This window comes from Nocardia citri (assembly GCF_054065835.1).
Map to the genome: position 1 here is coordinate 1 of NZ_JBSUQM010000012.1, position 22,788 is coordinate 22,788.

A 22,788-nucleotide genomic window follows, 5' to 3' on the forward strand; every position below is an offset into this window, starting at 1 on the left:
GTCAGTGCGACATCGTTTGCGTTGTGGTACATCAGGATTTGAGCGCAGTTGGGCAGGACTTCGGCATCTACAGCCGAGACTACCGGCCGTGACCAGGTCGTTGCGAGTTGTCACCAGGTTGTCACTCGCGGCACTTGTATGTCCATAACGTCGGTATGAGCACCTCCCCAGCAGGACGCGCCCCAGAGCGCGCCGCAGGCTACGAGCCGCCCAACGGTGCGGTTGGTGCCCCACTGGGGGTGTGCAGCCAACGACAAGGGGACCAGACCGTGACCGCGAGCGACCTTCCGCAACGCCGAGCCGGACACCGGAATTTGCCGCTACTGCAAGGCCGCTTTCGAGCGCGCAAGCCGCGCAATCGTTCTCGCGCATCGAACTGGCGGGAATCCGGACGGATGGATCAGTTCGGACCGGACGCGAGGGCGTGGTCGAGTAGCAGGCGGCGTTCCGCGGCGGCGACGACTCGGCGGGTTGCGGGGGCCGCGTCGGGGGTGACGGACACCGAGGTGATTCCCATGCGAACTAGGTGTTCGGCGAATTCCGGGTGATTGGAAGGCGCCTGGCCGCAGAGCGATGAGGTGACGCCGAGACGCCGAGCTGTGGTGATGATGCGGGCAATGGCGTCCAGCACGGCGGGGTCGGATTCGTCGAAGAGTTCAGCGCATTGTTCGGAATCGCGGTCCACGCCCAGCATGAGCTGGGTCAGGTCGTTGCTGCCGATGGAGACGCCGTCGATGCCGAGGCCGACGTATTCGGGGAGCCAGTGCACGACAGAGGGAACCTCGGCCATCACCCAGCGGTGCAGGCCCCTCTGGCGACCGAGCGGGCTCGCGTCGACGAGTTCGAGACACGTCTCCAGTTCCCATCGGGTGCGCACGAAGGGAATCATCAAGTGCAGGTTGGGGGTTCGTTCGCGGACCCGGGCCAGTGCGGCCAGTTCCAGTGCGAATATCTCCGGTTCCCGGATGTAGCGGTAGGCGCCGCGGTAGCCGATCATCGGATTGTGTTCCACCGGTTCGTATCTGGCGCCGCCGATGAGGGCGCGGAATTCATTCGTGCGGAAGTCGGTGGCGCGGTAGACGACCGGGCGCGGCTGGAAGGCCGCGGTAATCTGGTGCAGCGATTCGGCCATGCGGTCGACGAAGAGGTGTTCCTCACCGCGCGCGATCAGATCGCGGGGGTGCCGGCCGCCGAGCGCATGGGTCAGCAGGGTTTCCGCGCGCAGTAGGCCCACCCCGTCGACATCGCCCGCGGCGACGCGCTCGGCCGCCTCGGGGAGTCCGAGATTGACATAGACCCGGGTTGCGGTGGTTTCGGTGCCGCCGATCGCCGCGACGGGTGCCGTGGTTGTCGGGCTCGATTTCGGTTGTCCGGCACGGACTTCGCCAGCGGAACCGTCCACGGTGACCACGGTGCCGTCGATGAGTGTGGTGGTCGCGGTGCGCGTGCCGACGACGCACGGAACACCGAGTTCGCGGGCGACAATGGCGGCGTGACAGGTCATTCCGCCACTGTCGGTGACTACCGCCGCCGCGCGGGTGAGTGTCGGCAGCCAGTCCGGGTTGGTCATCGGTGCGACAAGCACTTCGCCGTCACGCAGCGATTGCCCCTGTGCGGGCGAGGAAAGACTGCGCACGGCACCGCTCGCGCTACCGGGTGCGGCAGCGAGTCCGCGTACGAGCACCTGCGCGGGAACCGGCCCCGCGACGCGATGTTGGGCCGAACCGTCCGGCAGCGTGGTAATCGGACGGGCCTGTACCAGCCAGAGATCGTTATCGTCGAAGGCCCATTCGACATCCTGCGGCTTGCCGCCGTGATGCTCCTGCACGGCTAGTGCGAGGCCGGCGACGGCCAACGCCTGCTGTTCATCCAGTACCGGACCGTCGGCTTCCGGGCCGGTCAATTCCACCTGGCGATCCCCGTCGGGTCCCGCCACGATCGCGAAACTCTGGTGACCGACGCGGGTTTCGAGCAGGGTAGGACCGGCCGCGTCGAACAGGTAGGTATCGGGTTCGGTCGCACCGGAGACGACCACCTCGCCTTGGCCACGGGCGGCGTCGATCACGATCCGGTCCCGGCGTCCGGTAGCGGGGTCGGCGGTGAACGCGACGCCGGATCGCCGTGCGGTCACCATGCGTTGTACCACAACCGCCATGACCGGACGCTGACTCATGCCGCGGCGCGCACGGTAGGTCACCACACGGGGCGTGAACAGCGAAGCCCAGCAGTCCATGACGGCAGCGAGCAGTTGCTCGTCGCCGCGCACATTGGCGGGAGATGTTCATGCCCGCGAACGAGGAAGTGGCGCTGTCCTCGCCGACGGCGGAGGAGCGTACGGCGACGGGAACCTGCTCGCCCAGTGCGTGATACGCGGCCAGGATTGTGTCGCGAAGACCACCGTTCAAAACGGCCTGGAGTACGAGTTCGCGCATGCGCCGGCACAATTCGGTCACCCGAGGGATGTCCGCGCTGGCGGCGAGTGCCTCGCTGTGCAGGCGATCCAGCTCAGCTCCGTCGGGGCCGTCCGAGATCACTTGCTCGTAGCAGGCCCGCAGGATCACGAACCCCGGCGGCACCGGAAGTTTCGCCGCCACCAGCTCGCCCAGGTTCGCACCCTTGCCACCGGCTCGAGCCGCGTCGTCGAGTCGCAGCTCCTCGAATCCGGCCACATAGTCGCCCATCTCGGCTCCCGTCCCTTTTCGTGTCTGGAAATGTCTTTGTTCGCACCGTCGCCCGGTCCAGTAGCGGCGGCTACAGCCGAAGGTCACCGGCGCTGGGCCCGGCGGTTCCGACGGCGATCAGGCTCGGTTCGATTACGGGACAACGGTGTTCGATTGCGCCGCGGGCAAACCGAGTGCTTGCGCGATGCTCACCGACCAGGCGCGGATGGCGGCCCAGTCGCGCAGATCGCCATAGCGTCCACCGCCCATCAAGCGATACAGGATCCTGGCTTTCAGCGAGACGCCGATGTGTTCGTAGTGCCCGGAGAACGCCTGGTAGTCCCGCGGCGATATCGAGTCGCGCAACGCGGCGATCTTCTTCGGCACGATCCGACCGATGCGGCTTCCGATGGGACCGCCGAGGGCGGGGCCGAGGCCGACGCTGAAGAGCCAGACGTTCATGTTCCGCAATGCCTCCCGGTGTGTTCGCACAAAAGTGACGGCGGCGGGCAGAAAGTCCATATCGTGGATCGCGCTGCCGAGCACGACGGTGTCGAAACGGGACAGCTCCGGTGCGTGCTCGGCGGCACTGAGCTCCACTTCGGCGCCCTGATCGTCCAGCTCGGCGGCGATGAACTCCGCGATATCGCGGGTCGATCCCTTTTCGGTCGCGTATACGACCGCGATACGAGGTACGTTCGATTCCATATCCTCAGCGTCGCGCAGGAGCCTGACCGGTGGTGAGAGCCGTGATACCCGTCGGGCGGGGACCAACGTCCCCAAACACGCCGAGCGTGACCAACGTCGACCAGTGCGCGCCGATCCGAATGCCCGCGAAATGCCCGAGTGCGATGGTGCCGCGCAACACCTCAGCGCGCCTGCGAGGTGGTGTGGACCGGTCCCTCGGTCAGCAGGATCCGGTGTGCCTCCCGGGCCGCCGCGGTGGTCCGGTTCACATCCGAGGCGTCGGTGGACAGCCTTTCTATACCGTCGGCGAGTGCCGCGACCGCATCACCGAGCGCGCGCACCCGATCCTCCAACGCGGTCAGTCGATCGCTCGGCGGATCCTCGGGCAGCTGCGCCGAAAGCTCCTTGATGGAGGTTCGCGCGCCGCATAGCACGCCGTAGAGGTGCATCGGCAGCACCGCGAATACTCGGTTCAGCTGCCCCGGGGCGAACAGATCCGACAGCGCGGCGGTGACGGCGCCCGCGACCGGTCCGACCTCGTCCTGATCGATGTCGGCCGCCCTGGCGAACTGGGCGACGAATTCGGAACGGCCATGGCGCACCGGCACCTGGCCCGGCACCCAGCCCTCGTAGTAAACGCCGCGCAGGACCTCCGGCAGTTGCGCGCTGAGATGAGCGGAACCGGTGACACTGATCCGGTCGCGGACGGTGTGCATCCAGGCCCGCAACACCCGATAGGCGAAGGCGCGGTCGTCGGTGTCGAGTCCATCCGCGACGGCGCGCACCCATTGCCGGGCGGTGTGCACAGCGGATGCGAAGGGATCATCGGAATGTGACATGGTCGGCTCCTCGGTGTTCACCCGGTGCGAATCGGGATGGCGCACCGCCAGCCTGCGATGCGGGCGAGCCGCGTCCAAGAGGCAAAAGTTGCCGTGATGTGGGGCGATAGTCACGGTGTCGGCCACCGAATGGCCCCGGCATCGGCTCGTGCCACTATCAGAGTCGAAAGTCCTTTCGGCCGAGGACTTTCCGCCGCAGAACCGGCGACACCTGCGGGACCAGGGGACTCTGCCGTCGGGCGCAGGCGCGTGTGCCCAAACAATAGCTCTTGTCATGGCCGCTTTGCTGTTGCGCGCGGTCGCGCTGGCGGTGCGCACGGTGCCCGCCGTGTACGGGCGCTGGATCGACAGTGAATCCACCCGGCCGATACCGGCGATCTCGGCACGTTCGTCTCGTCTCGCGGCGGCGGCATCATCGGACCCACCAGCGGCTCCTGCCTAGATTTCCTTACGCCGGCCTGACCGCTCGAGCGGTTCGGTCGTGCCGTGTAGATTTCCGCGGAGGCCGGCGAAGCGGTGCTGGTCTGCCGCTAGGTCCCGGTGATCATCGATCCGTCGGGGCGGATCACCAGATAGCCTGCGTGCCTGCGGGTGTCGAGCCACCGGGCGGCCTGTGGCCCGTGCGCGAACGCGGCGGTGGCGTCTATATCGGCCCAGGTCAGGTTGTCGGCGATCACGGTGACCGAGGCAATGCCGGTTGGAGGTCGGCCGGTACGCGCATCGACGATGTGGCTGCCGCGGTGCGCGGTGCCGGAGGTGGCGACCGCGCCCGTGTGCAGCGGGACGACAGCAGCGAGTTGTGTTGTATCGAAGGGGTTTTCGATGCCGATGCGCCACGGCTCAGCGGCCGGATCGAGGGTGCGGCACACCATGTCGCCGCCGGCGGACAGGCAGAAATCGGTGGCGTCCAGGGCACACAGATGAGCGGCCGCGCGTTCGACCGCCCACCCCTTCACGACACCGCTCGGATCGAACACCTCGCCATCGGGGCCCGGCCGGCGGATCGCGAAGGCCCCATCCGACTCGCGTTCGGCCCGTGCACCGAGCGCCAGCACCTCGGTCACCTCGGGCGGGAGTGGATGCGCGGAGGCGTCGTGGCGCATCATCCTCGAAATGAACGAATCCGGTCGACAGGTGCTGAAGACGCGATCGACCTCGCGCAGGCTGGACAGCACTACGGACCAGGCCGCGCGGCCGGTGTGGTCGGCGGCATGCCTGCCTCGCATGGCGAGGCTGATCGGCATGCCCATCAGCTGCTCAACGTATCTGCTGGTCACAGTCCCGCCTGATCGAGCGCGGCCTGCAGCGACCGGACATAGCCGTCGCTGGTCACGGTGGCGCCGCTGACCATGTCGATATGGGCGCTCTGCACCTCGAGGGTTTCCTGCACCAGCACCGGCAGGGCTCGCGCGTTGATCTGCTTATCACGGGAATTGCCATTGGGCGATTGTGGGACCGTGACCTCGGTGACCCGGCCGCCGCTGACCGTTACGGTCACTTGCACTGGGCCCCAACGCGTTTGGGCGCTGGACCCGGTGTAGGTCGTCGACTGATCCGATGCCGGCACGGCCGACCCGGACGCGGTCGTGCCAGCGGCGGAGGGAATGGGGCCGGGTTGGGATGTGGATAAGGCCGCCGGAGGTGATGCGGTATTCAGCGGACCGGCGGTGGAGGTGTGGTAACCGAACAACAGGACGCCACCGGTGATCGTGCTCATCACCCACCAGAGAATGCGTTTCAACGGATTACCACCTGAAGTTTTCGACATGAATCCGGGATTCGGGCACACCGGCCGCTCGGGCCGTACGACGCACCGACTCGGACCAGGCGAGCGGACCGCAGACATAGACATCGCGGGCTGCGATATCGGGCACCCGATCCAGCAAGGCTGTGCGGTCATCTACGCGGCCGACGCTGTCGCCGAGCCACGATCCGCCGCCGCGGCGATGTCCGGGCAGATGATGTAGGCGCAGCCCCCGGGTGCTGGCGAGATATTCGAATTCCCGCGCGAACAGTGGTTCACTCCGGTATCGCAGCAGGGCGACCGCCTCGCCCGGCGCATACGCGATCCCTTCGGCCAGCGCGCGCATCGGCGCGAGCCCGACACCCGCGCCGATCAGCACCACGCCGCGACGGGTGCGGGTGCGAGGGGACAGCCGCCCATAGGGACCTTCGAAAAGTACTGGTGTGCCAGGGCGCAGCGCGGATGTGCGCATGCTGTTGTCGCCCGCGGCTTTGATCGATACGCGCAGGTATTCTCCGTTCGGCATCGCCGACAACGAATACGGGTTGCCGCGCGTCCAGCCGGGGCGATTCAGGAACCGCCAGGTGCAGAACTGTCCGGCCGCGACCGGCAGCCGATCCAGCCGTCGCCCGCTCAGGTACACCGACCAGACATCATCGCCTTCGGGGACCACCGCGGTGACCCGAAGTCGATGTATAGCATTGCGCCACAACGGAAGTGCGAATCGCCACGTCAGCACGGCGACAACCGCGAGCGCCCACGCGCTCCACCAGTACGCGGTCGCGGCGGGGGAGTTCAGGAACTCCTGACCGGTCCACAGTTGATGCGGCAACGCGAGTCCGACACCGAGGTAGGCGTAGAGGTGCAGTAGATGCCATGTCTCATACCGCAACCGCTCGCGGACCGCGCGCATACTGGTCACCACGACCAACATCAGGAGCGTCGTACCGGCCACCGCCAACAGCATGCCCGGATAGTCGACGGTCAGCTCCCACAGCGTCACGGGCGTTCGAATCAGCGCACCCCCGGCGTAACCCCAGGTGATCAGCGCGATGTGACCGATGAGCAGTCCGAAGGAACCACCGCCGATCAGGCGGTGCAGCGCGATCAGCCGATCTCGTCCGAAGGCGTTCTCCAAGAACGGAATCCGTGCGATCAGCAGCACCTGCGCTAATAACAGGTCAGCGGCGACGAGCCCGGCCAGCCGCCCCGTGGAGGTCAGCCGGTCCTCGGCGATGCCGAGATCCTGAATTCCGCCGCCGGCGACCCACCAGTAGACAACGGTCAGCACACTGCCCCACAGCGCGACTCCCGCCGCGCACCGTACGGCCGCGTCGACACGCGCGCTCCGCATCGAAGGTTGTGCTGTCGACCCGATTGCGGCGTCCTGCGTGGCGATCACGCGGAGTCCTCTGCGACTCGGCCCACCGGGTCGTCGCTTCCCGCGCCGCGCACTCCCGTCATCCCGGCACCGATCGGGTGGAGATTGCCACCGCTGCCCGCCTCTGACTGATCCATTTGCTGATTGCACACTCCTCGAGAAACCTGCAATCAGTGTCGGAGAGCCAACTGGGAGCTCGGGGTGTACGCGCTGCGAGGTTGCTGCGGGCCGCAGGTCCCCTGCTGCCATATCGCCGGCCGGCCGGCACGGCCCACGTCCAGGCGCACCTGATTCCTCCAACCTCGAGCTCCCGGGATCGCAATGGGAGAAGAGCCTGCTCACGCCGTTGCCGGGGCCGCGTGCCCGGCGCTCGGAGCACCTGCTGATGCGGCCGGCTCACGAGCTATTGCCGGATCGACCAGTGCGTGTGCACCTCGGCCAGCAGTTCCTCGACGGTAGCCGCGTCGAATACCTCGGTACCAGGCAGCAGTACCGTCGCCGCGGCGGCCGCGACCCCGTACTCGCACGCGCGGACGCAATCGTCACCCACCGCGAGACGATATGTCACCGCGGCAATCAGGCTGTCACCCGCACAGGCGTCGCTGCGCGGCGGGTGGGGTAGTACCGGCGCGGCAACCTCATGGTGGGCGGCGTGGGTGGACAGTACGGCGCCGAGTGCGCCGACCGTGGTGATGGCGTTGCCGACCGCACCCGCCTCGAGGACGTACTCGTTGGCGGCCCGGGCGTCGGCGAAGGTCGCGATGGGACGGCCGATCAGGGCCGCGGCCTCTTTGCGGTCCAGGCGGTTCACGAAAACCGGCTCCTATATCACCTTCCGCAGCTGTGCTCCCGCCACGTCCAGTACGACACGGATGCCACGGGCAGCGGCCTGACGCACTGCCTCGGCGCAGAAATCCTCGCGGACTCCGGGGGGCATGCTTCCGGTGATGACGAGATATGAAAAGTGCTGCGCCATCTGGATTACGGTTGCCAGGCACCGCTGGCCGTCCACCTCGCTGAGCACCGGACCGGGCGGCACGATGTGGTAACTGCGCCCGGAGCGCACCTCGGCGATGACGAACGCCTCCCGGGTGTCGCCTGCTATCTCGATGCGTCGATGGTCCAAGCCTTCCTCGTCGAGGAGCCGGTCCAGCCGTCCGCCGATCTCCCGGCCGGCGGTGTGCAGGGCGATCGCGCCACCACCGAGCCTGCGGATACAGCGGGCGACATTGATACCACCGCCCCCGCCTCGGACCGAGCACAGCCGGGCCCGGTTCTTGCCCTCGCCGTGCAGCTGTTCGACTTCCAGACATATGTCCACGGTCGGATTCAGCGTGACGGTCAGAATCGATGCTGGGGAGTGGTCGGAATTGCCGGAAGCCATATCTCTCAACGTCCGCCGATGTCGCCGCGGGATATAGAGCAATTAGGCGCTTCGACTGTCGACCTTTGTCTCTCACCCACAGCAGGACATGCGCGCGAGGATTGTCGAGTGGCAGTGCCACACTGTCCCATCCGCGGGTACCGGCTGCCACCACCGATGCGTTCGAGGTTGACCATGACCGAGCTGCGCCCGTTGGATTCGGGATTCATGGAGTTGGAGGACACCGACCGCCATATCAGCCTGGGGATCGGCGCGGTGGCGATCGTGGCGGGCCCGCCGCCGACGCGCGAAGAGTTCACCGCGGGAGTGGCCAAGGGGCTCGACCGTAACGCCCGCCTCCGGCAGCGGGTGCGCAGGGCGCCGCTGGACCTGACCGCGCCGGTATGGGAAAACGACCCGAATTTCGATCTGGCGCACCACATTCGGTGGACCGCGCTGCCCGAGCCCAGCGACGAGTCGGCGCTATACGAGCTGATCGCGATGGAACTGGAGGAACGGCTCGACCGAGATCATCCGCTGTGGCAATGCGTGGTCGTCGAGCACTTGGCCGGTGATCGCTGGGCGATGATCGTCAAGGCCCATCACAGCATGGTGGACGGCATCTCGGGCATCACCTTGTTCGAGGGCCTATGCGACCAGCCGAGGGGCGGCGGCAGCGTGCCGGCCCCCAGCGCGGGAGATCGTTCCAGTACCGGTCTTGCGGCTCTGGTGGCGAAGGGTATCCGGCTACCGATAGTGGCGCCGCGGTTCGCGCTCTCGGTGGTGCGCGGTCTCGTGCCGGTGCTGTACTCCGCCATCACCCCGACTGCCGCGTCCTCGTTGAACGGGCCGATCGGACAGCAACGACGCTATGTGGTCGCCCGCGCCTCGCTACCGGAGATCCGGGAGATCGGCGCGGCGTATGATGCGACGGTCAACGACGTCGCACTCGCGGCCATCGCCTCGGCTTACCGAACCGTATTGCACAAGCGCGGCGAGGAGCTTGCGCCGGATAAGCTCCGCATTCTGGTGCCGATATCCGTGCGCGCGTCAGATGCGAAATATGTGATGGACAACAGGGTTTCGGCCATGCTCCCATACCTGCCCATCGAAATCGAGGATCCCGTGCAGCGACTCGCGGCGGTGCACGAGCGGATTTCCCAGCATCGTGCGAAAGGTGAGGCCGAGGCCGAGAAGTCGATGCTGTCGATGGCCGACTGGCTGCCTTTCGCCGCGGTCGCGTGGGCCTTCCGGCTGGCCGGACGCTTCCCGCAGCACAGCGTAGGCGCCCTCGCCACCAATGTCCCCGGACCCCGCCGACCACTGACCGTGCACGGTCGCGAAGTACTGGAAATCCTGCCCTGCATCCCCATCGCCATGCGCCTGCGCACCACGATCGCAATCCTCAGCTACCACGAGCGGCTCGTCTTCGGCATCACCGGCGACTACGACACCACACCCGACATCGACCTGATCGCCGAAGGTATCGAAGAGGGTATCGCCGAGCTGCTGGCCGCGTCCCGCGTCCCGCGCACCTCCTGAGCGGGTACAGAGAACTCCTTCGAACGGATGCGGGATCCGAATCCACTGTCGTCGTAGTGGCTCGCGGTCATGTAGGGGAATTCGGATCTGTACCGGTGGCTTTCGACCTCTCTTGTACGACCCACATCGGATGCGACAGTCGGAACACCGCAAACGATCAGGAGCACCGAGATGAGTTCTTCCGATACCTCCGAAGACCTGGGTTCGGTGCTGCTGCTTCGGCCCGTGTTGCTGGGCTCCGCGATCGGCGCACTGTTGGCGGCAGGGCTGGTCACGCGCCCGTTCAACACGGCCGCGGCCGATCTGCTCTGGCTCGCGGCGACCGTGATCGCGTTGGTTCCTGCGCTGTGGTGGGTAGTGGCCGACCTTCGTAAAGGGCGGTACGGCGCCGATCTGCTCGCCGTGGTCGCCTTGGTCGGCGCGATGGCGGTCGGTGCGTATTTCGCGGGTGCGCTGATCGCGTTGATGGTGGCCACCGGCCGAGTGCTGGAGGCCTACGCCGGGCGACGGGCGGGGCGCGATCTCTCCGAACTGTTGCGGCGAGCCCCGGTTCGTGCGCATCTGCGGCGGGCGAGCGGAATCGATACGGTTGCGGCGGACGCGGTGGGTCCCGGCGATCTGGTCGTGGTATTGCCGGGGGAGACCGTCCCGGTCGACGGTGTGCTTGCCACCACCGAGGGGGTGTTCGATGAGTCGACGCTGACCGGTGAACCGGTGCCCGTCGTGCGCAAGGCGGGCACGGATGTGCGCAGTGGGGTGACGAATGCCGGTGCCGCCGTGGATATTCGGGCTGCGGCCACAGCGGAACAGAGCACCTATGCCGGAATTGTGACGCTGGCCGGCCAGGCGGCCGCGACCGCCGCACCGGTCGCGCGACTGGCCGACCGGGTCGCGGTGTGGTTCCTGCCGATCGCGCTGGTCATCGCCGGCACCGCGTGGGCGGTCACCGGGGACCCGGTCCGTGCGGTCGCGGTGATCGTCACCGCGACACCGTGTCCACTACTGCTCGCGGTGCCGGTGGCGATCACCGCGGGAATGTCGCGGACGGCGCGGGCAGGAGTTGTCGTCAAGGATGGCGCGACCCTCGAAACGCTGGGTCGCGCACAGTGTCTCGCGATGGACAAGACGGGCACCGTCACCGTCGGCCACCCCGAGGTAATCGACATTGTCACCGCCGCGGGCGCGTCCCCGGAGGAGATCCTGCCTCGCGCGGCCGCGGTCGAACGGTACTCACCGCATGTGCTCGCCAAGGCCGTGCTGGGTGCCGCTGCGGCGCGTGGCCTGAAACCTGCTGCAGCCGTGGATATTTCGGAAGAACCCGGGCAGGGGGCGACAGGTACGGTCGCGGGCGATCGGGTGCGCGTCGGCAAGCTGCCCGCGGATGCGCATCCCGCACCATGGGTCCGTGCCGCGGCGCGGCGCGCACACTTGGATCTGGCCGGCATCATCTGGGTTTCGGTGAACGATGCCCCGGTCGCGGCGCTGTTGGTGCGTGACCGCATCCGGGTCGACGCGACGCGGACTATGCGCCGACTACGAGGAGCGGGCCTGCGCAGGCTGCTCCTGCTCACCGGTGACCGGGTCGACAACGCGACCGACGTTGCGCGCATGCTGGGCCTCACCGAGGTGGTCGCCGACGCCGATCCCGCCGATAAGATCGCCGCGATCCGCGCCGAACAACACGACGGTGTCACGGTGATGGTGGGTGACGGCGTCAACGACGCTCCGGCCTTGGCCGCGGCGGATGTGGGAGTCGCGCTCGGCTCGCGCGGATCGACGGCGGCGGTACAGGCCGCAGACGCCGTAATCGTGGACGACCGCATCGACCGGCTGGCCGATGCCGTGGACATCGCGCAGCGTACGCACCGGCTGGCCCTGCAGAGTGCGCTCACCGGCATGTCGCTATCGCTGGTGGCCATGATCGCGGCGGCATTCGGTTTCTTGGTGCCCGCAGCGGGAGCACTCGTGCAGGAGGGGATCGACGTCGCGGTGATACTGAACGCGCTGCGAGTGCTGCGCATAGGTCGTGGTCGGCGCAGCGCCGCGATCGACCCGCTGGTGGCACGGTTCGCGCGCGAACACGAACGGCTGCATGCCGCCCGTTCCTCGGTGCGCGATGCCGCAGACGCCCTGTCCCACGGTCCGGTACCCAGTGCCGACGCCGCGCTGCGCCGGGCCCTGGATGTGCTCACCGCCGACGTACTGCCGCATGAGCGCGCCGAGGAGGCGCAGCTGTATCCGGCGCTGGCGAGCTATCTGCGCGACCCAGAGGCGATGGTCACCATGAGCCGCGAGCACACCGAAATCGAGCGCCTGGTCGAGCGGATCCGCCGCCATCTCGCCGAGTCGCCCGACGGCATCCACGCGGATCAGATCGATGACCTGCGCGCCACCCTGTACGGCTTGGACGCCATCCTCACGCTGCACTTCGCCCAAGAGGACGAAGCGTTGTTCACCTTGGCGCACGAGCCGAGTGAGCACGATTCGGGCGTCACTCGATAGCGTCGCGTTTCGATTCCGCGGACTATTTCGGGTGGACCACCATGATCGGGCAATGTGCCTGCTGTACGAGCCAATTGCTTGTCGAGCCGAGTAGCAGCCCCCGGAAACCGCCGCGCCCGCGACTGCCGACGACGATCAGCTGAGCCGCCTTCGACCAGTCCAACAGGTGCCGGCGCGGCCCGGTGGCGAAGACCTTGCGGGTGACCGTGACGTTCGGGAACTTCTCCTGCCAGCCCGCGAGTCGCTCGGCCAGTAGCGCGTGCTCGGCGACTTCCAGGTCGACGATGGGGATTTCGAGATACTGCTCGCCGGCGAATTCGCCCTCGGACAGATCACTCCAGGCGTGGATGGCGACGAGTTCGGCATTGCGCTCGGTGGCCTCGGCGAACGCCGCGGCGATCGCCGCCTCACCGACAGGGCTGCCGTCGACACCTACCACGACCGGTCCGGTGTCGCGCAGGCGCTGCCCGGTGCCGGTGTCGTGTACCACCACGATGCAGCCGTGTCCGTGGCTGGCGACCGCCAGCAGCGTCGATCCGATGTGCGCCAATGTGCCGACACCCGGGGTGGCTCCGATGGCGACCAAGTGCGCGCGCTCGGACAGCGCGATGAGCAGTTCGGCCGGATTAGCCTCGGTGAGTTCGGTGCTCACCTCCAGGTCGGGGGCGAGCTCATGTGCCAGCCGCACGGCCGAGGCCAGGATGCGCTCGCCGCGACCACGCATCTTCTCGGCGACTCCGGGTGCCATGATGTGGTCGCTGTCGAGGAGCGAGCGGACGGCGGAGGTGTCGATGGCGTGCACGACGTGCAGGCGGCGGCCGCGGTGCGCCGCGGTCTCGGCGGCCCACCGAACGGCCGGCTCGGCGGTGCCGGAGCCGTCGGTGCCGACCACCACAGCGGCGGGTGCCAGCTCGTGCGGGCTATCGTGGCGAGCGGTCATGTCCGGTGCCCCTTCGAGTTTCGACGAGTTCGGTTATTCGTACGGTAGGTAGCCAAGGCTTCGGGGGCTGCTGGCTTTGGTCCTCGACCCGAGGGGCGATCGGCAATTCAACGCGGCCTATAAAGGCGTTGACGTCGCGGTTCGGGCCTTCGGCGCTGTTGGTAAGACGGCGGGGACCAACGTCCACGGGGGGAGGGACACCCGACTCTGTCAACCCCGACCTCGGCACAGGCACAGTTGACGGAGCCGGTTCGGACCTCGCCGCGACCGGACGTTCGCGCAAGGTGGTTTCGTCGATGATCGAGCTGGACAGGCTGACCAAGTCGTATGGCCGCAAACAGGCGCTCGCGGAGGTGACATTGCGCGTACCCGCCGGGGTCGTCTTCGGCTACCTGGGCCCCAACGGTGCGGGTAAGACGACGACTATCCGTGTCCTGGTGGGGCTCATGCGCCCCACCAGTGGTTCGGCGCGGGTCTGTGGTGCGGACACCGTCCGGAAGCGGGAGGCCGCACAGCGCCATATCGGTTATCTCCCAGGACAATTCGTCGCGTATCCCGATATGACGGCGGAGCGCTATCTGACGTATCTGGCCAACTTGCGTGGCGGCGTCGATCGCACCGTCCGTGACACGCTGATCAAGCGGCTGGATCTGGATCCCACCATCCGGATCGGCGCGATGTCCCACGGCAATCGCCAGAAGGTCGGCATCGTACAGGCTTTTATGTCCGAACCGGATCTGCTTGTGCTGGACGAGCCGACCACCGGGCTGGATCCGTTGGTGCAGCGCGAATTTCTCGCCATGATCCGTGAGGCGCGCGATGCGGGGCGGACAGTATTCCTGTCCTCACATGTTATTTCCGAGGTGCAGGCCGTCGCCGATACGGTTGGCCTCCTCCGGCAGGGCCGGTTGATCGAGGTGCGATCGGTCGCCGACCTCACCGGCCGAGCGACGCACCGGATCGATCTGCGATTCGCGGGCGAACCGCCCGATGCCGGCACACTGCGACGGATCGCGGGTGTGCGGGAGGTCCGGCGCGACGCCACCACCGTGCATATCGAGCTGTCGGGTTCGACCGCGGAACTGCTGAAAGCCGTCGCGCCGTACGACGTCGTCGACATCATCAGCCGCGAACCCGATCTGGAAGAAATCTTCCTCTCCTACTACGGACAGGCGTGAGGCGATGCTGCGCAATGTATTTCTGAAGAGCCTGCACGATCAGCGCCGTGGACTGCTGGGCTGGGGTGTCGGAATCGTCGCCGTCGTGCTGCTGGAATCGGCACTATGGCCGTCGATCTCGAGCATGACGGGCCTGCATGACTTCCTGAACAGCTATCCGGAGCCGCTGCGCAAGGTGTTCAATATGGACCAATTCATCACGGGCACTGGGTTTCTCAACGCGGAACTGTTCAGCATGCTGCTGCCGATCCTTTTCCTCGTGTTCGCGATCGGGCGGGGTGCCCGAGCGGTCGCGGGCGAGGAAGAAAGCGGTGCGCTGGAGGTGCTGCTGATCACCCGGCTCTCACCGATCCGCCTCGCCCTGGAACAGGCCGCCGTGCTGGCCACTGCCGTCGGCGCCCTCGCCGTGGTGCTGTTCGCGGCGATCGTGATGGGTTCGACCATATTCGGTCTGGGCGTCTCGATCGCGGCCGCCGCGAGCGGCGCGCTGGCGATGGCCCTGATCGGCATCGAATTCGGTTGGCTGGCACTGGCTCTCGGCGCAGCCACCGGTCGAAGGATCGTTGCACTGGGTGGGGCGTCGGTCTTCGCTGTCGCCGCCTATGTCCTCTATGTCGCCAGTAAGATCGTCGACGATGTGCGCCCATGGGGTCCGTTGTCGCCGTTCCATCAGGCGATCGAGGGTGGACCGCTCGGAGCGGGACTCCCAGCGGCGTACGTGTGGCTGGTGGTGGCCGGTGCGGTGGTCGTACTGGCGGCGCTGCCAGTGTTCGATCGCCGTGATATCGCGGGCGTCTGAGCGCCGAGCTGAATCGCCGGCCTGAACCCGACTAGGCTGGCGGAGTGGGGTGATGATCTCGGGAGGCGGGTGCCGGTGATGGGGTCGCAGCGATTCTCGTGGACGCGGCTGCTGCGCGCGGATGGGTCACCGGCGGTGATCTGCATCCGGCTGGCGGTCGGGTTGGTGTTCCTGAGCGAAGGAATACAGAAGTTCCTGTACCCGGACCAGCTGGGGCCGGGCCGGTTCGACAAGATCGGGATACCGGCGGCGACGTTCTTCGCCAACCTCGATGGCGTGGTCGAAATCGCCTGCGGCGCATTGGTTGTCGTCGGCCTGCTCACCCGGCTGGCGGCGATCCCGCTGCTGATCGACATCAGCCTGGCGATGGTGCTGACCAAACTGAGGGAACTGCGACCCGGCGGTTTCCAAGGCGTGCAAGGCTTCTGGGGCATGGCCCACGACGCCCGCACCGATTTCGCGATGCTGCTCGGCCTGGTCTTCCTGTTATGGGCCGGGCCCGGCCGCTGGTCGCTCGATGCCCGGCTCAGCGGTAGCGCTCGCCCCGCGCGCAGCACTGTCGCGAACGAGTAGCTGCCCGAGGCAAGCGCTGCGGCGATCTGTCAGGCGATCGGCGCTGTTCATCTCCTGCTGACGTCTTCCGGCATCACCGCGACCGCGCCGGGCAATCAAGTGTCGTCGCCACGGGACCTTCCGCCGAATTTCTTTCGGCAAATCAGGCCGGATCCACCGTTTGATCCGCAGTCCTAGATTTTATTCAATTGACCAGTTCCATTTATTCAATTGACCAGTTTGCCAATGTGTCAGAAAAATGTACTCCGCGCTTTATTTGTTCACTTCGTGCACATCTAGCGTCCCCGGAATATTCGCAGCCCGGCGAACGGCGGTTCTTACGATTTCCCGACCCTGGCGGTGCTGCCGGGGTTCGGTTAAATCCTTCAGGAGGATCCGTGTTCAGGAAGCGCATTGCGCCCGTAATCATGGCGGCCGCAGCTTTCATCGGTATGGCGACGTCCGCGGTGGTCAGCTCGACCAACGCGCAGGCGGCGACGAGCGTTCCGGTTTTCGACCACATCGTGCTGGTGATGTTCGAGAACCATTCCTACTCCCAGATCAACGGCAGTTCCAGCGCCCCCTACTTCAACAGTCTGGCCGGGCAGGGAGCGAAGTTCACCCAGTCCTTCGCGGTCACGCACCCGAGCGAGCCCAACTACCTGGCGATGTTCTCCGGGTCTACCCAGGGCATCACCGACGACAGCTGTCCGCACACCTTCAGCGGCAATAACATCGCCAACCAGCTGATCACCGCCGGCAAGACCTTCAAGAGCTACTCCGAGAGCATGCCCTCGGACGGCTACACCGGCTGCACCAGCGGTCAGTACGCGCGCAAGCACAACGCGGCGCCGTTCTTCAGCAACGTGCCGGCGACCAGCAACCTGATGTACACCGATTTCCCGAACTCGTCGAACTACGCGAGCCTGCCGACGGTCTCGTACGTGGCGCCCAACCTCTGCAACGATATGCACGACTGTTCGATCAGCACAGGTGACACCTGGCTGCATAACAACATGGACGCATACGCGCAGTGGGCCAAAACGCACAACAGCCTGCTCATCGTCACCTTCGACGAGGACAACGGCAGTTCGTCCAACCACATCTTCACCACGTTCGTCGGCGCGCACACCCAGGTCGGCACCTTCTCCAACCAGATCAACCACTACAACGTTCTGAGCACCATCGAGAGCGCCTACGGGTTGTCCCACCTGAACTCCGCCGCGGAGATCACCAACGTGTGGAACTGACGGTTCGCGGATGTCCGCGACTGATCGGTAGCTGGTAATCACCCCGCTCGCGGGCACGACGGCGTGTCCGCGAGCGGCACCGCAACTCACTGAGGTGGCACACCCATGTACCTGTCTACGATCGACCGTCCGCACGCCGAGGACGATGGCGCGAAACCGTCTCGCAGGAAGATGTTTTTCCTGCTGAGCGGCAATGTTTTCGCGCTCGGCGCGGTCAGCCTGGTCACCGACATCTCTTCGGAAATGATGACCGCGGTACTACCGGTGTACCTGGTCATCGGGCTGCACCTGAGCCCCGCAGTCTACGGCGTCGTCGACGGCACATACACCGGGGCGACAGCGCTGCTGCGGCTGGTCGGCGGCTTTATCGCCGACTCGACCCGTCGCCGCAAGTTCATCGCCGGGCTGGGCTACGGGTTGTCGGCGGTGGCGAAACTCGGAATGCTGGCCGTGGGCAACGCCGTCGGCGCGATCGGCGCGGTTATCGCGATCGACCGCACCGGAAAGGGTCTGCGCACAGCGCCACGTGACGCTTTGATCACCCTGTCCACCCCGCCGCAGCTGTACGGTCGCGCGTTCGGTGTCCACCGGACGATGGACACCATCGGCGCGTTCGCGGGGCCGCTGGTCGCGCTCGGCATCCTTTCCGCTACCGCGCAAGCCTATGACGCCGTTTTCGTGGCCAGCTTCTGTGTCGCCGCGTTCGGCGTGCTGGTCCTGGTGCTGTTCGTGCGGGATCACCGCGACGAGCAGCCACCGAAGGGCAGGGTCGCACCCTCGGCGTTGGTCGGGCTGATCCGGATGGTGCCGGTGCGGCGGTTGGTGCTGGCCGCGTGCCTGGCCGGGATGGTGACCATCGGCGACGGCTTCGTCTACCTCCTGTTGCAACAGCGGCAACACCTCGGCGTCAGCTCGTTCCCGTTGCTGGCTGTCGGTACGAACCTGTCCTATTTGGTGCTGGCCACGCCGCTGGGCCTGCTGGCCGACAAGATCGGCAGGCTGAAGGTGGTGCTCGGCGGCTATACCGCGCTGGTGCTGGTGTATCTGCTGCTGTTCGGCCCGTTCGGCGGTACTGCGCTGCTGCTGGTGGTGCTCGCCCTCTACGGCCTGTTCTACGCGGCCACCGACGGCGTGCTCATGGCGCTGGCCGGACCGGTCCTGCCCGAATCCCTGCGTACCACCGGAATAGCCCTGATCCAGACCGGACAGGCGCTGTCCTACCTGGTGTCCTCGGTGCTTTTCGGGCTGGCCTGGACGGTGTGGGGACCGGCGAACGCGAGCCGGATCGCCGCGGTTCTGGTCGCCGTGGCCGTGCTCGTGCTGGGCTTGCTGCTGCGTGGCGTCCAGGCCACGGACACCGGCGACCACGCCGAGATCACCGGGGAGCAGGCGTGACTCGGCGGGTGTTGTTCGCACTGCTCGGTGCGGTGCTGCTGACGGCAGTCGCGGTCGGCTACGGCGTGTTCAGGGGGACGCGCGCGCAACCCTCGGCGTCCGCATATAGCGCGCTGAGTCTCGCCTCCGGGCCAAGGATCCTGTTCCGCAGCACGGCACCGGACAGCAAGGGCCACTTGGCGATGGTGGCCACGGAAGATCCGGGCGCGCCGCGCTCGGTCTCCGCGCTCGATTGCCTGCGGGTCGACGCGGCCGGCGGCACCGGCATCTGTCTACGGCAGGACGGCCTGCTGTCCACCTTCCAGGCCGCCATCTTCGACAGCGATCTCAATGTACGGAAGCAGATTCCGCTGGTCGGCGTGCCGAACCGCGCCCGGGTATCCAGGGACGGGCGGTTGGTGGCCTGGACGGTGTTCGTGGCGGGCGACTCGTATAACAACGGGCGGTTCTCCACCCGCGCAGGGCTGATCGACCTCGGCACCGAGGACATGATCGACTCGCTCGAATTCCTCTCGGTGACCCTCGACGACCATCCCTACACCGCGGCCGACCTCAACTTCTGGGGGGTCACATTCGCCGCCGACGACAACACCTTCTACGCCACGATGTCCACCGCCGGACACCGGTTTCTCGTCCAGGGGGATATCGCGGCGAAGACCTTGCGCACCATCGCGCAGAACGTGGAATGTCCATCGCTGTCGGCGGATGGTAGGCGTATTGCCTTCAAGTCGGCGATCGACGGCGACCCCGCGAAGGGCTGGCGGCTGTCCGTCCTGGATCTGGTCTCGGGCGTGCGGACCCTGTTGGCCGAAACCCGCAGCGTGGACGACCAGTCGGCCTGGCTGGACGCGAACACCATCGGTTACGCCATTGCGCGCGGCACCGACGACTCGGACATCTGGGCGGTCCCGGCGGACGGCTCGGGCAGTCCGCGGTTGCTCATCCCGCACGCCGAATCCCCGGCGGCACTCGGCTGACCGGAATGCGGAAATCCTGACTCATTTTCGAAAGAAGAAATTCCTGATGCAATCATTGGATAACAACAACGATCCGGAGCGGAGCAATTCCAGCGCGACCGAACCCATCGGCGCGCCTGACGCTCATATCGCCGACCTCGATGCGACCGAATTTATGGCCAGCCCTGACGGCGGGACCGCTGATTACAGCACACAGGTGCTCAGCGGGAAACCTGATAATGCCATCGCCGGTCCGCGCGATCCATTCGGTGAAATCGGTGCCGATGATTTCGGCGAGAAGGTATCCGACGACCGGTCCGGATCATCGAACTCGGCGCGATCGCGGCAGTCCACCGGGTTTCTCAACCTGCACCACCGCTTACCGCGTCTCGCGACCCGCGACGTGCGCCAGCACCTGCCTTATGCAGCTGCTGCCGCCGCGCTGATCGCACTCGTTATCGGGACCGCGGTAGCGGCGGATTCGAAGCGAAACGAGAAGGCGGGTAATGTCTTGGCGTCCTCGGAGGTCTCCGAGACTTCGAGCGCGGCGGATTCGAACGCCCAGATCGGTGCGATCGACGACGCCGCGAGCATCGCGGAGACCCCGAATGACGGGCCTGTTCCCGATGACGCCACAGCGGACACCCTCGGCAGCAGCGGAGCGGATACGGCGACCGACACGACCACCGGCCAGACGACAGACACCACCGCGAGCGATCCGGCCACGACGACCACCGATACCCCGACTTCGACGATAGCGCCGAGTCTGTCTGTCAGTGTGAGTGCGAGCGCGAGTTTCTCGGTGCAGGCCGCCCCGCAATCGGACGCGGGCCAGACTGCACAGCTCGGCGTGAGCCCCAGCCAGTATCCAATCATCACAACCACCGATCCGGTGATCGTTGCCGCCTCCAGCACCCCCGCCGCTATCTCGACGAGCCCCGCGCCGACCGCGACAACGACGCCGACCGGCACGACAGCAACAACCATCGTCTCGACGACAACACCGACCGTCCCGACGACAACATCGACGGTCCCGACAACCACGACGCCCATCGGTGCGACGACGACATCGACGAGCGCCGGGCCAACGACACCGTCCGGCAAGACGACAACCACATCGGCCCGACGCACCCCGGTGACAACCACAATCACCAAAGCGACCGAGCGTAAGCCGGTATCGCCACCGTCCCAGCCAACGATCGCGCATCCACCGACCACGACTGCGCATCACTCACCGACGCCGACCGTGCCCAAGCCCGCAAAGGTGATCCCCACGACTGCACCGGTGCAGGCCAAGTAACAGACGACCCGGGTGGAAAGACCACTGCAACAGTGAATTTCGAGGCGCGATGACGAATTCCTTTCCGTCCGGTCCGCGCGGTCGGGGCGCGATGACGGCGCACCCGGCGCTGCTGGTGGTCGCGGTAGCGGCAATCCTCGCGGGATGCGGTGGCGCATCCGATCGGACTCCGGATCCGCCGCCGCCCCGTACGGGCGAATCGATACCGGCGATCCGGCTCGACGCGGTCGATCACCCGCTCGACCAACTCCGCGACTGGGCTCGAGTGCGAGCCGAAAAGTACGGAATCCCGGTGCGTGCGTTGCAGGCCTACGGATACGCGACAGTGGCCATGGCGAAGGCACAGCCGACGTGTCATCTCGGGTGGGTCACCCTGGCTGGGATCGCCCGTGTGGAAAGTGATCACGCCCGATTCGGCGGTGCCACCATCGCGGCAAACGGCACGGTACGGCCACCGATCCGTGGCATCGCGTTGAACGGTACCGGCGGTAACGCCGTGATCATCGATCAAAACGCCACAGCCCGAGCCGGGCAGATCACGTATGCCCGCGCAATGGGGCCGTTTCAGTTCATCCCTGACAGCTGGAAACGCTGGGGTGTGCGCGCCGACACCGACTACAACATCGTCGCCAACACCTTGGCAACCGGCAAACCTGTGGCCACCAGCGATCTTTCGGGCAGCCCCGATAACATCGACGATGCGGCGCTGGCGGCGGGCCGCTACCTGTGCGCGTCCGGCCGTGACCTCGCCACTGCCCACGGCTGGCGGCAAGCCATCCTGGCCTATAACCACTCCACTGTCTACGTCAACCAAGTACGCAACGCCGCCATCGGTTACGGGAGCTGACGAAAAGTACCGATGCTTGGCGGGGCCTGATTGCTTTTCACCTCATCCTCCACGATCCCTACAATGCCACCGGCGCCAACAGGGCCGCCCCATCGGCCTCCTCGGCTGGCTCGGTTGGATTGCCTGGATCGTCACCTCCGGCATCGCCCTCCTTCGTTACCAGAGGGTGTTCGACTGGATCGCCCATAGCGCCGACGCGGTACGATCACGGTGAGGATCCGATCAAGGGTTGAGTACACAGCCCGGGACCTCGGAAACACCCCCAGGTGCGGCCATCGACAACTGGACGGCAGGAATCTTCGGCCCATATCTATCGCGCGGGTGCGAGAAGAATGCGGGATTCACGCTATGCCTTCCAAATACCTGGCTCCGGTGACGAGAAGCAACCCGACGGATGCGGGTTTCCTCGGACCCTCGATTCCACAATTCGCACGCAGTGCCACATCTTCGCCGACCGCCCTCGGCCGACCACCACGGTCTGCTCACGTCCGTGTCGTCCGCACGCGGCCTTGTCTCGGTGTCACGTTGTACAGCGTGCTCGGTGAGGTCGACCTGTGCACCGCGGCGGAGTTCGAGCGGCAACTGCTCGCAACGCTGCACACTGCTGCACCGACAATCGTCATCGATCTATCCGAACTCGGTTTTCTCGGTGTGGCAGGCATGGAGGTGCTCGACGACGCACGGGCGTGGTCGCAGCACACCCACGAGATGTACCTCGTCACCGGCACCGAGTGCGTCGACCGTGTGATCGTGGCCAGCGGTATGTCCGCGTGCTTCAACACCTTCGCCAACCTCGACGACGCGCTGCGTGAAGTGGCGAAGCGGCACGGTCAACGATGAGTACACGATCCGC

At 66.4% G+C, this 22,788-nt stretch carries 17 protein-coding genes and 2 pseudogenes; 11 read left to right on the forward strand and 8 right to left on the reverse strand.

Annotated elements, in window-relative coordinates; translation table 11 throughout:
• Positions 1–400: 400 nt before the first annotated feature.
• The 7 genes and pseudogenes from ppsA to ACW2Q0_RS18125 all read right to left on the reverse strand — a co-directional run bounded on the left by ppsA (position 401) and on the right by ACW2Q0_RS18125 (position 8,695).
• Positions 401–2,681: pseudogene (gene ppsA, locus ACW2Q0_RS18095) on the reverse strand (phosphoenolpyruvate synthase).
• Between the two features lie 132 nt (positions 2,682–2,813).
• Complete coding sequence (locus tag ACW2Q0_RS18100; RefSeq protein ID WP_457191577.1) at positions 2,814–3,368, reverse strand: flavodoxin domain-containing protein; 555 nt, start codon at positions 3,366–3,368, stop codon at positions 2,814–2,816.
• Between the two features lie 161 nt (positions 3,369–3,529).
• Positions 3,530–4,186 (reverse strand): DUF2267 domain-containing protein, encoded by a 657-nt coding sequence (locus ACW2Q0_RS18105; protein ID WP_457191579.1) that lies wholly within the window; start codon positions 4,184–4,186, stop codon positions 3,530–3,532.
• A gap of 530 nt (positions 4,187–4,716) precedes the next feature.
• Positions 4,717–5,463: an FAD:protein FMN transferase gene (locus tag ACW2Q0_RS18110; protein WP_457191581.1), complete on the reverse strand. Its 747-nt coding sequence runs from the start codon at positions 5,461–5,463 to the stop codon at positions 4,717–4,719.
• Positions 5,460–5,927 (reverse strand): FMN-binding protein, encoded by a 468-nt coding sequence (locus tag ACW2Q0_RS18115; RefSeq protein ID WP_457191583.1) that lies wholly within the window; start codon positions 5,925–5,927, stop codon positions 5,460–5,462. Before ACW2Q0_RS18115 ends, ACW2Q0_RS18110 begins: the two co-directional genes overlap by 4 nt.
• A 4-nt stretch (positions 5,928–5,931) precedes the next feature.
• The gene (locus ACW2Q0_RS18120) at positions 5,932–7,284 is read right to left on the reverse strand and encodes a ferredoxin reductase family protein (RefSeq protein ID WP_457191585.1); all 1,353 of its coding nucleotides are present in this window, start codon (positions 7,282–7,284) and stop codon (positions 5,932–5,934) included.
• 430 nt (positions 7,285–7,714) lie between these two features.
• Positions 7,715–8,695 (reverse strand): annotated as a pseudogene (locus tag ACW2Q0_RS18125) (1-phosphofructokinase family hexose kinase).
• A 174-nt stretch (positions 8,696–8,869) separates the two neighbouring features.
• Between ACW2Q0_RS18125 and ACW2Q0_RS18130 the strand changes: the two are divergent.
• Both ACW2Q0_RS18130 and ACW2Q0_RS18135 read left to right on the forward strand, forming a co-directional pair.
• The gene (locus tag ACW2Q0_RS18130; protein WP_457191587.1) at positions 8,870–10,216 is read left to right on the forward strand and encodes a wax ester/triacylglycerol synthase family O-acyltransferase; all 1,347 of its coding nucleotides are present in this window, start codon (positions 8,870–8,872) and stop codon (positions 10,214–10,216) included.
• A gap of 171 nt (positions 10,217–10,387) precedes the next feature.
• Positions 10,388–12,718, forward strand: a complete 2,331-nt coding sequence (locus ACW2Q0_RS18135; protein WP_457191589.1) for a heavy metal translocating P-type ATPase — start codon at positions 10,388–10,390, stop codon at positions 12,716–12,718.
• Positions 12,719–12,740: 22 nt separating this feature from the next.
• Here the strand turns inward: ACW2Q0_RS18135 and ACW2Q0_RS18140 are convergent, their stop codons facing one another.
• The gene (locus ACW2Q0_RS18140) at positions 12,741–13,658 is read right to left on the reverse strand and encodes a universal stress protein (protein WP_457191591.1); all 918 of its coding nucleotides are present in this window, start codon (positions 13,656–13,658) and stop codon (positions 12,741–12,743) included.
• Between the two features lie 296 nt (positions 13,659–13,954).
• Between ACW2Q0_RS18140 and ACW2Q0_RS18145 the strand changes: the two genes are divergently transcribed.
• The 9 genes from ACW2Q0_RS18145 to ACW2Q0_RS18185 all read left to right on the forward strand — a co-directional run bounded on the left by ACW2Q0_RS18145 (position 13,955) and on the right by ACW2Q0_RS18185 (position 22,775).
• Positions 13,955–14,836 carry an ATP-binding cassette domain-containing protein gene (locus ACW2Q0_RS18145; protein ID WP_457191593.1) on the forward strand — a complete coding sequence of 294 codons (882 nt, stop codon included), beginning with the start codon at positions 13,955–13,957 and terminating at the stop codon, positions 14,834–14,836.
• Positions 14,837–14,840: 4 nt separating this feature from the next.
• Positions 14,841–15,635, forward strand: coding sequence for an ABC transporter permease subunit (locus ACW2Q0_RS18150; protein WP_457191595.1), 795 nt, complete (start codon positions 14,841–14,843; stop codon positions 15,633–15,635).
• A gap of 111 nt (positions 15,636–15,746) precedes the next feature.
• A complete protein-coding gene (locus ACW2Q0_RS18155; protein ID WP_457191827.1) occupies positions 15,747–16,208 on the forward strand; it encodes a DoxX family protein in 462 nt (153 codons plus the stop codon).
• Positions 16,209–16,585: 377 nt separating this feature from the next.
• Positions 16,586–17,437 carry an alkaline phosphatase family protein gene (locus ACW2Q0_RS18160; protein WP_457191597.1) on the forward strand — a complete coding sequence of 284 codons (852 nt, stop codon included), beginning with the start codon at positions 16,586–16,588 and terminating at the stop codon, positions 17,435–17,437.
• A 105-nt stretch (positions 17,438–17,542) separates the two neighbouring features.
• Positions 17,543–18,832, forward strand: a complete 1,290-nt coding sequence (locus ACW2Q0_RS18165) for an MFS transporter (protein ID WP_457191599.1) — start codon at positions 17,543–17,545, stop codon at positions 18,830–18,832.
• Positions 18,829–19,809, forward strand: a complete 981-nt coding sequence (locus tag ACW2Q0_RS18170; RefSeq protein WP_457191601.1) for a hypothetical protein — start codon at positions 18,829–18,831, stop codon at positions 19,807–19,809. The genes ACW2Q0_RS18165 and ACW2Q0_RS18170 overlap by 4 nt, the downstream gene beginning before the upstream one ends.
• Before the next feature lie 46 nt (positions 19,810–19,855).
• Positions 19,856–21,088: a hypothetical protein gene (locus ACW2Q0_RS18175; RefSeq protein WP_457191603.1), complete on the forward strand. Its 1,233-nt coding sequence runs from the start codon at positions 19,856–19,858 to the stop codon at positions 21,086–21,088.
• Positions 21,089–21,137: 49 nt separating this feature from the next.
• Positions 21,138–21,935: a murein transglycosylase gene (locus ACW2Q0_RS18180; protein ID WP_457191605.1), complete on the forward strand. Its 798-nt coding sequence runs from the start codon at positions 21,138–21,140 to the stop codon at positions 21,933–21,935.
• Between the two features lie 348 nt (positions 21,936–22,283).
• Positions 22,284–22,775, forward strand: coding sequence for an STAS domain-containing protein (locus ACW2Q0_RS18185; protein ID WP_457191607.1), 492 nt, complete (start codon positions 22,284–22,286; stop codon positions 22,773–22,775).
• Positions 22,776–22,788 lie beyond the last annotated feature (13 nt).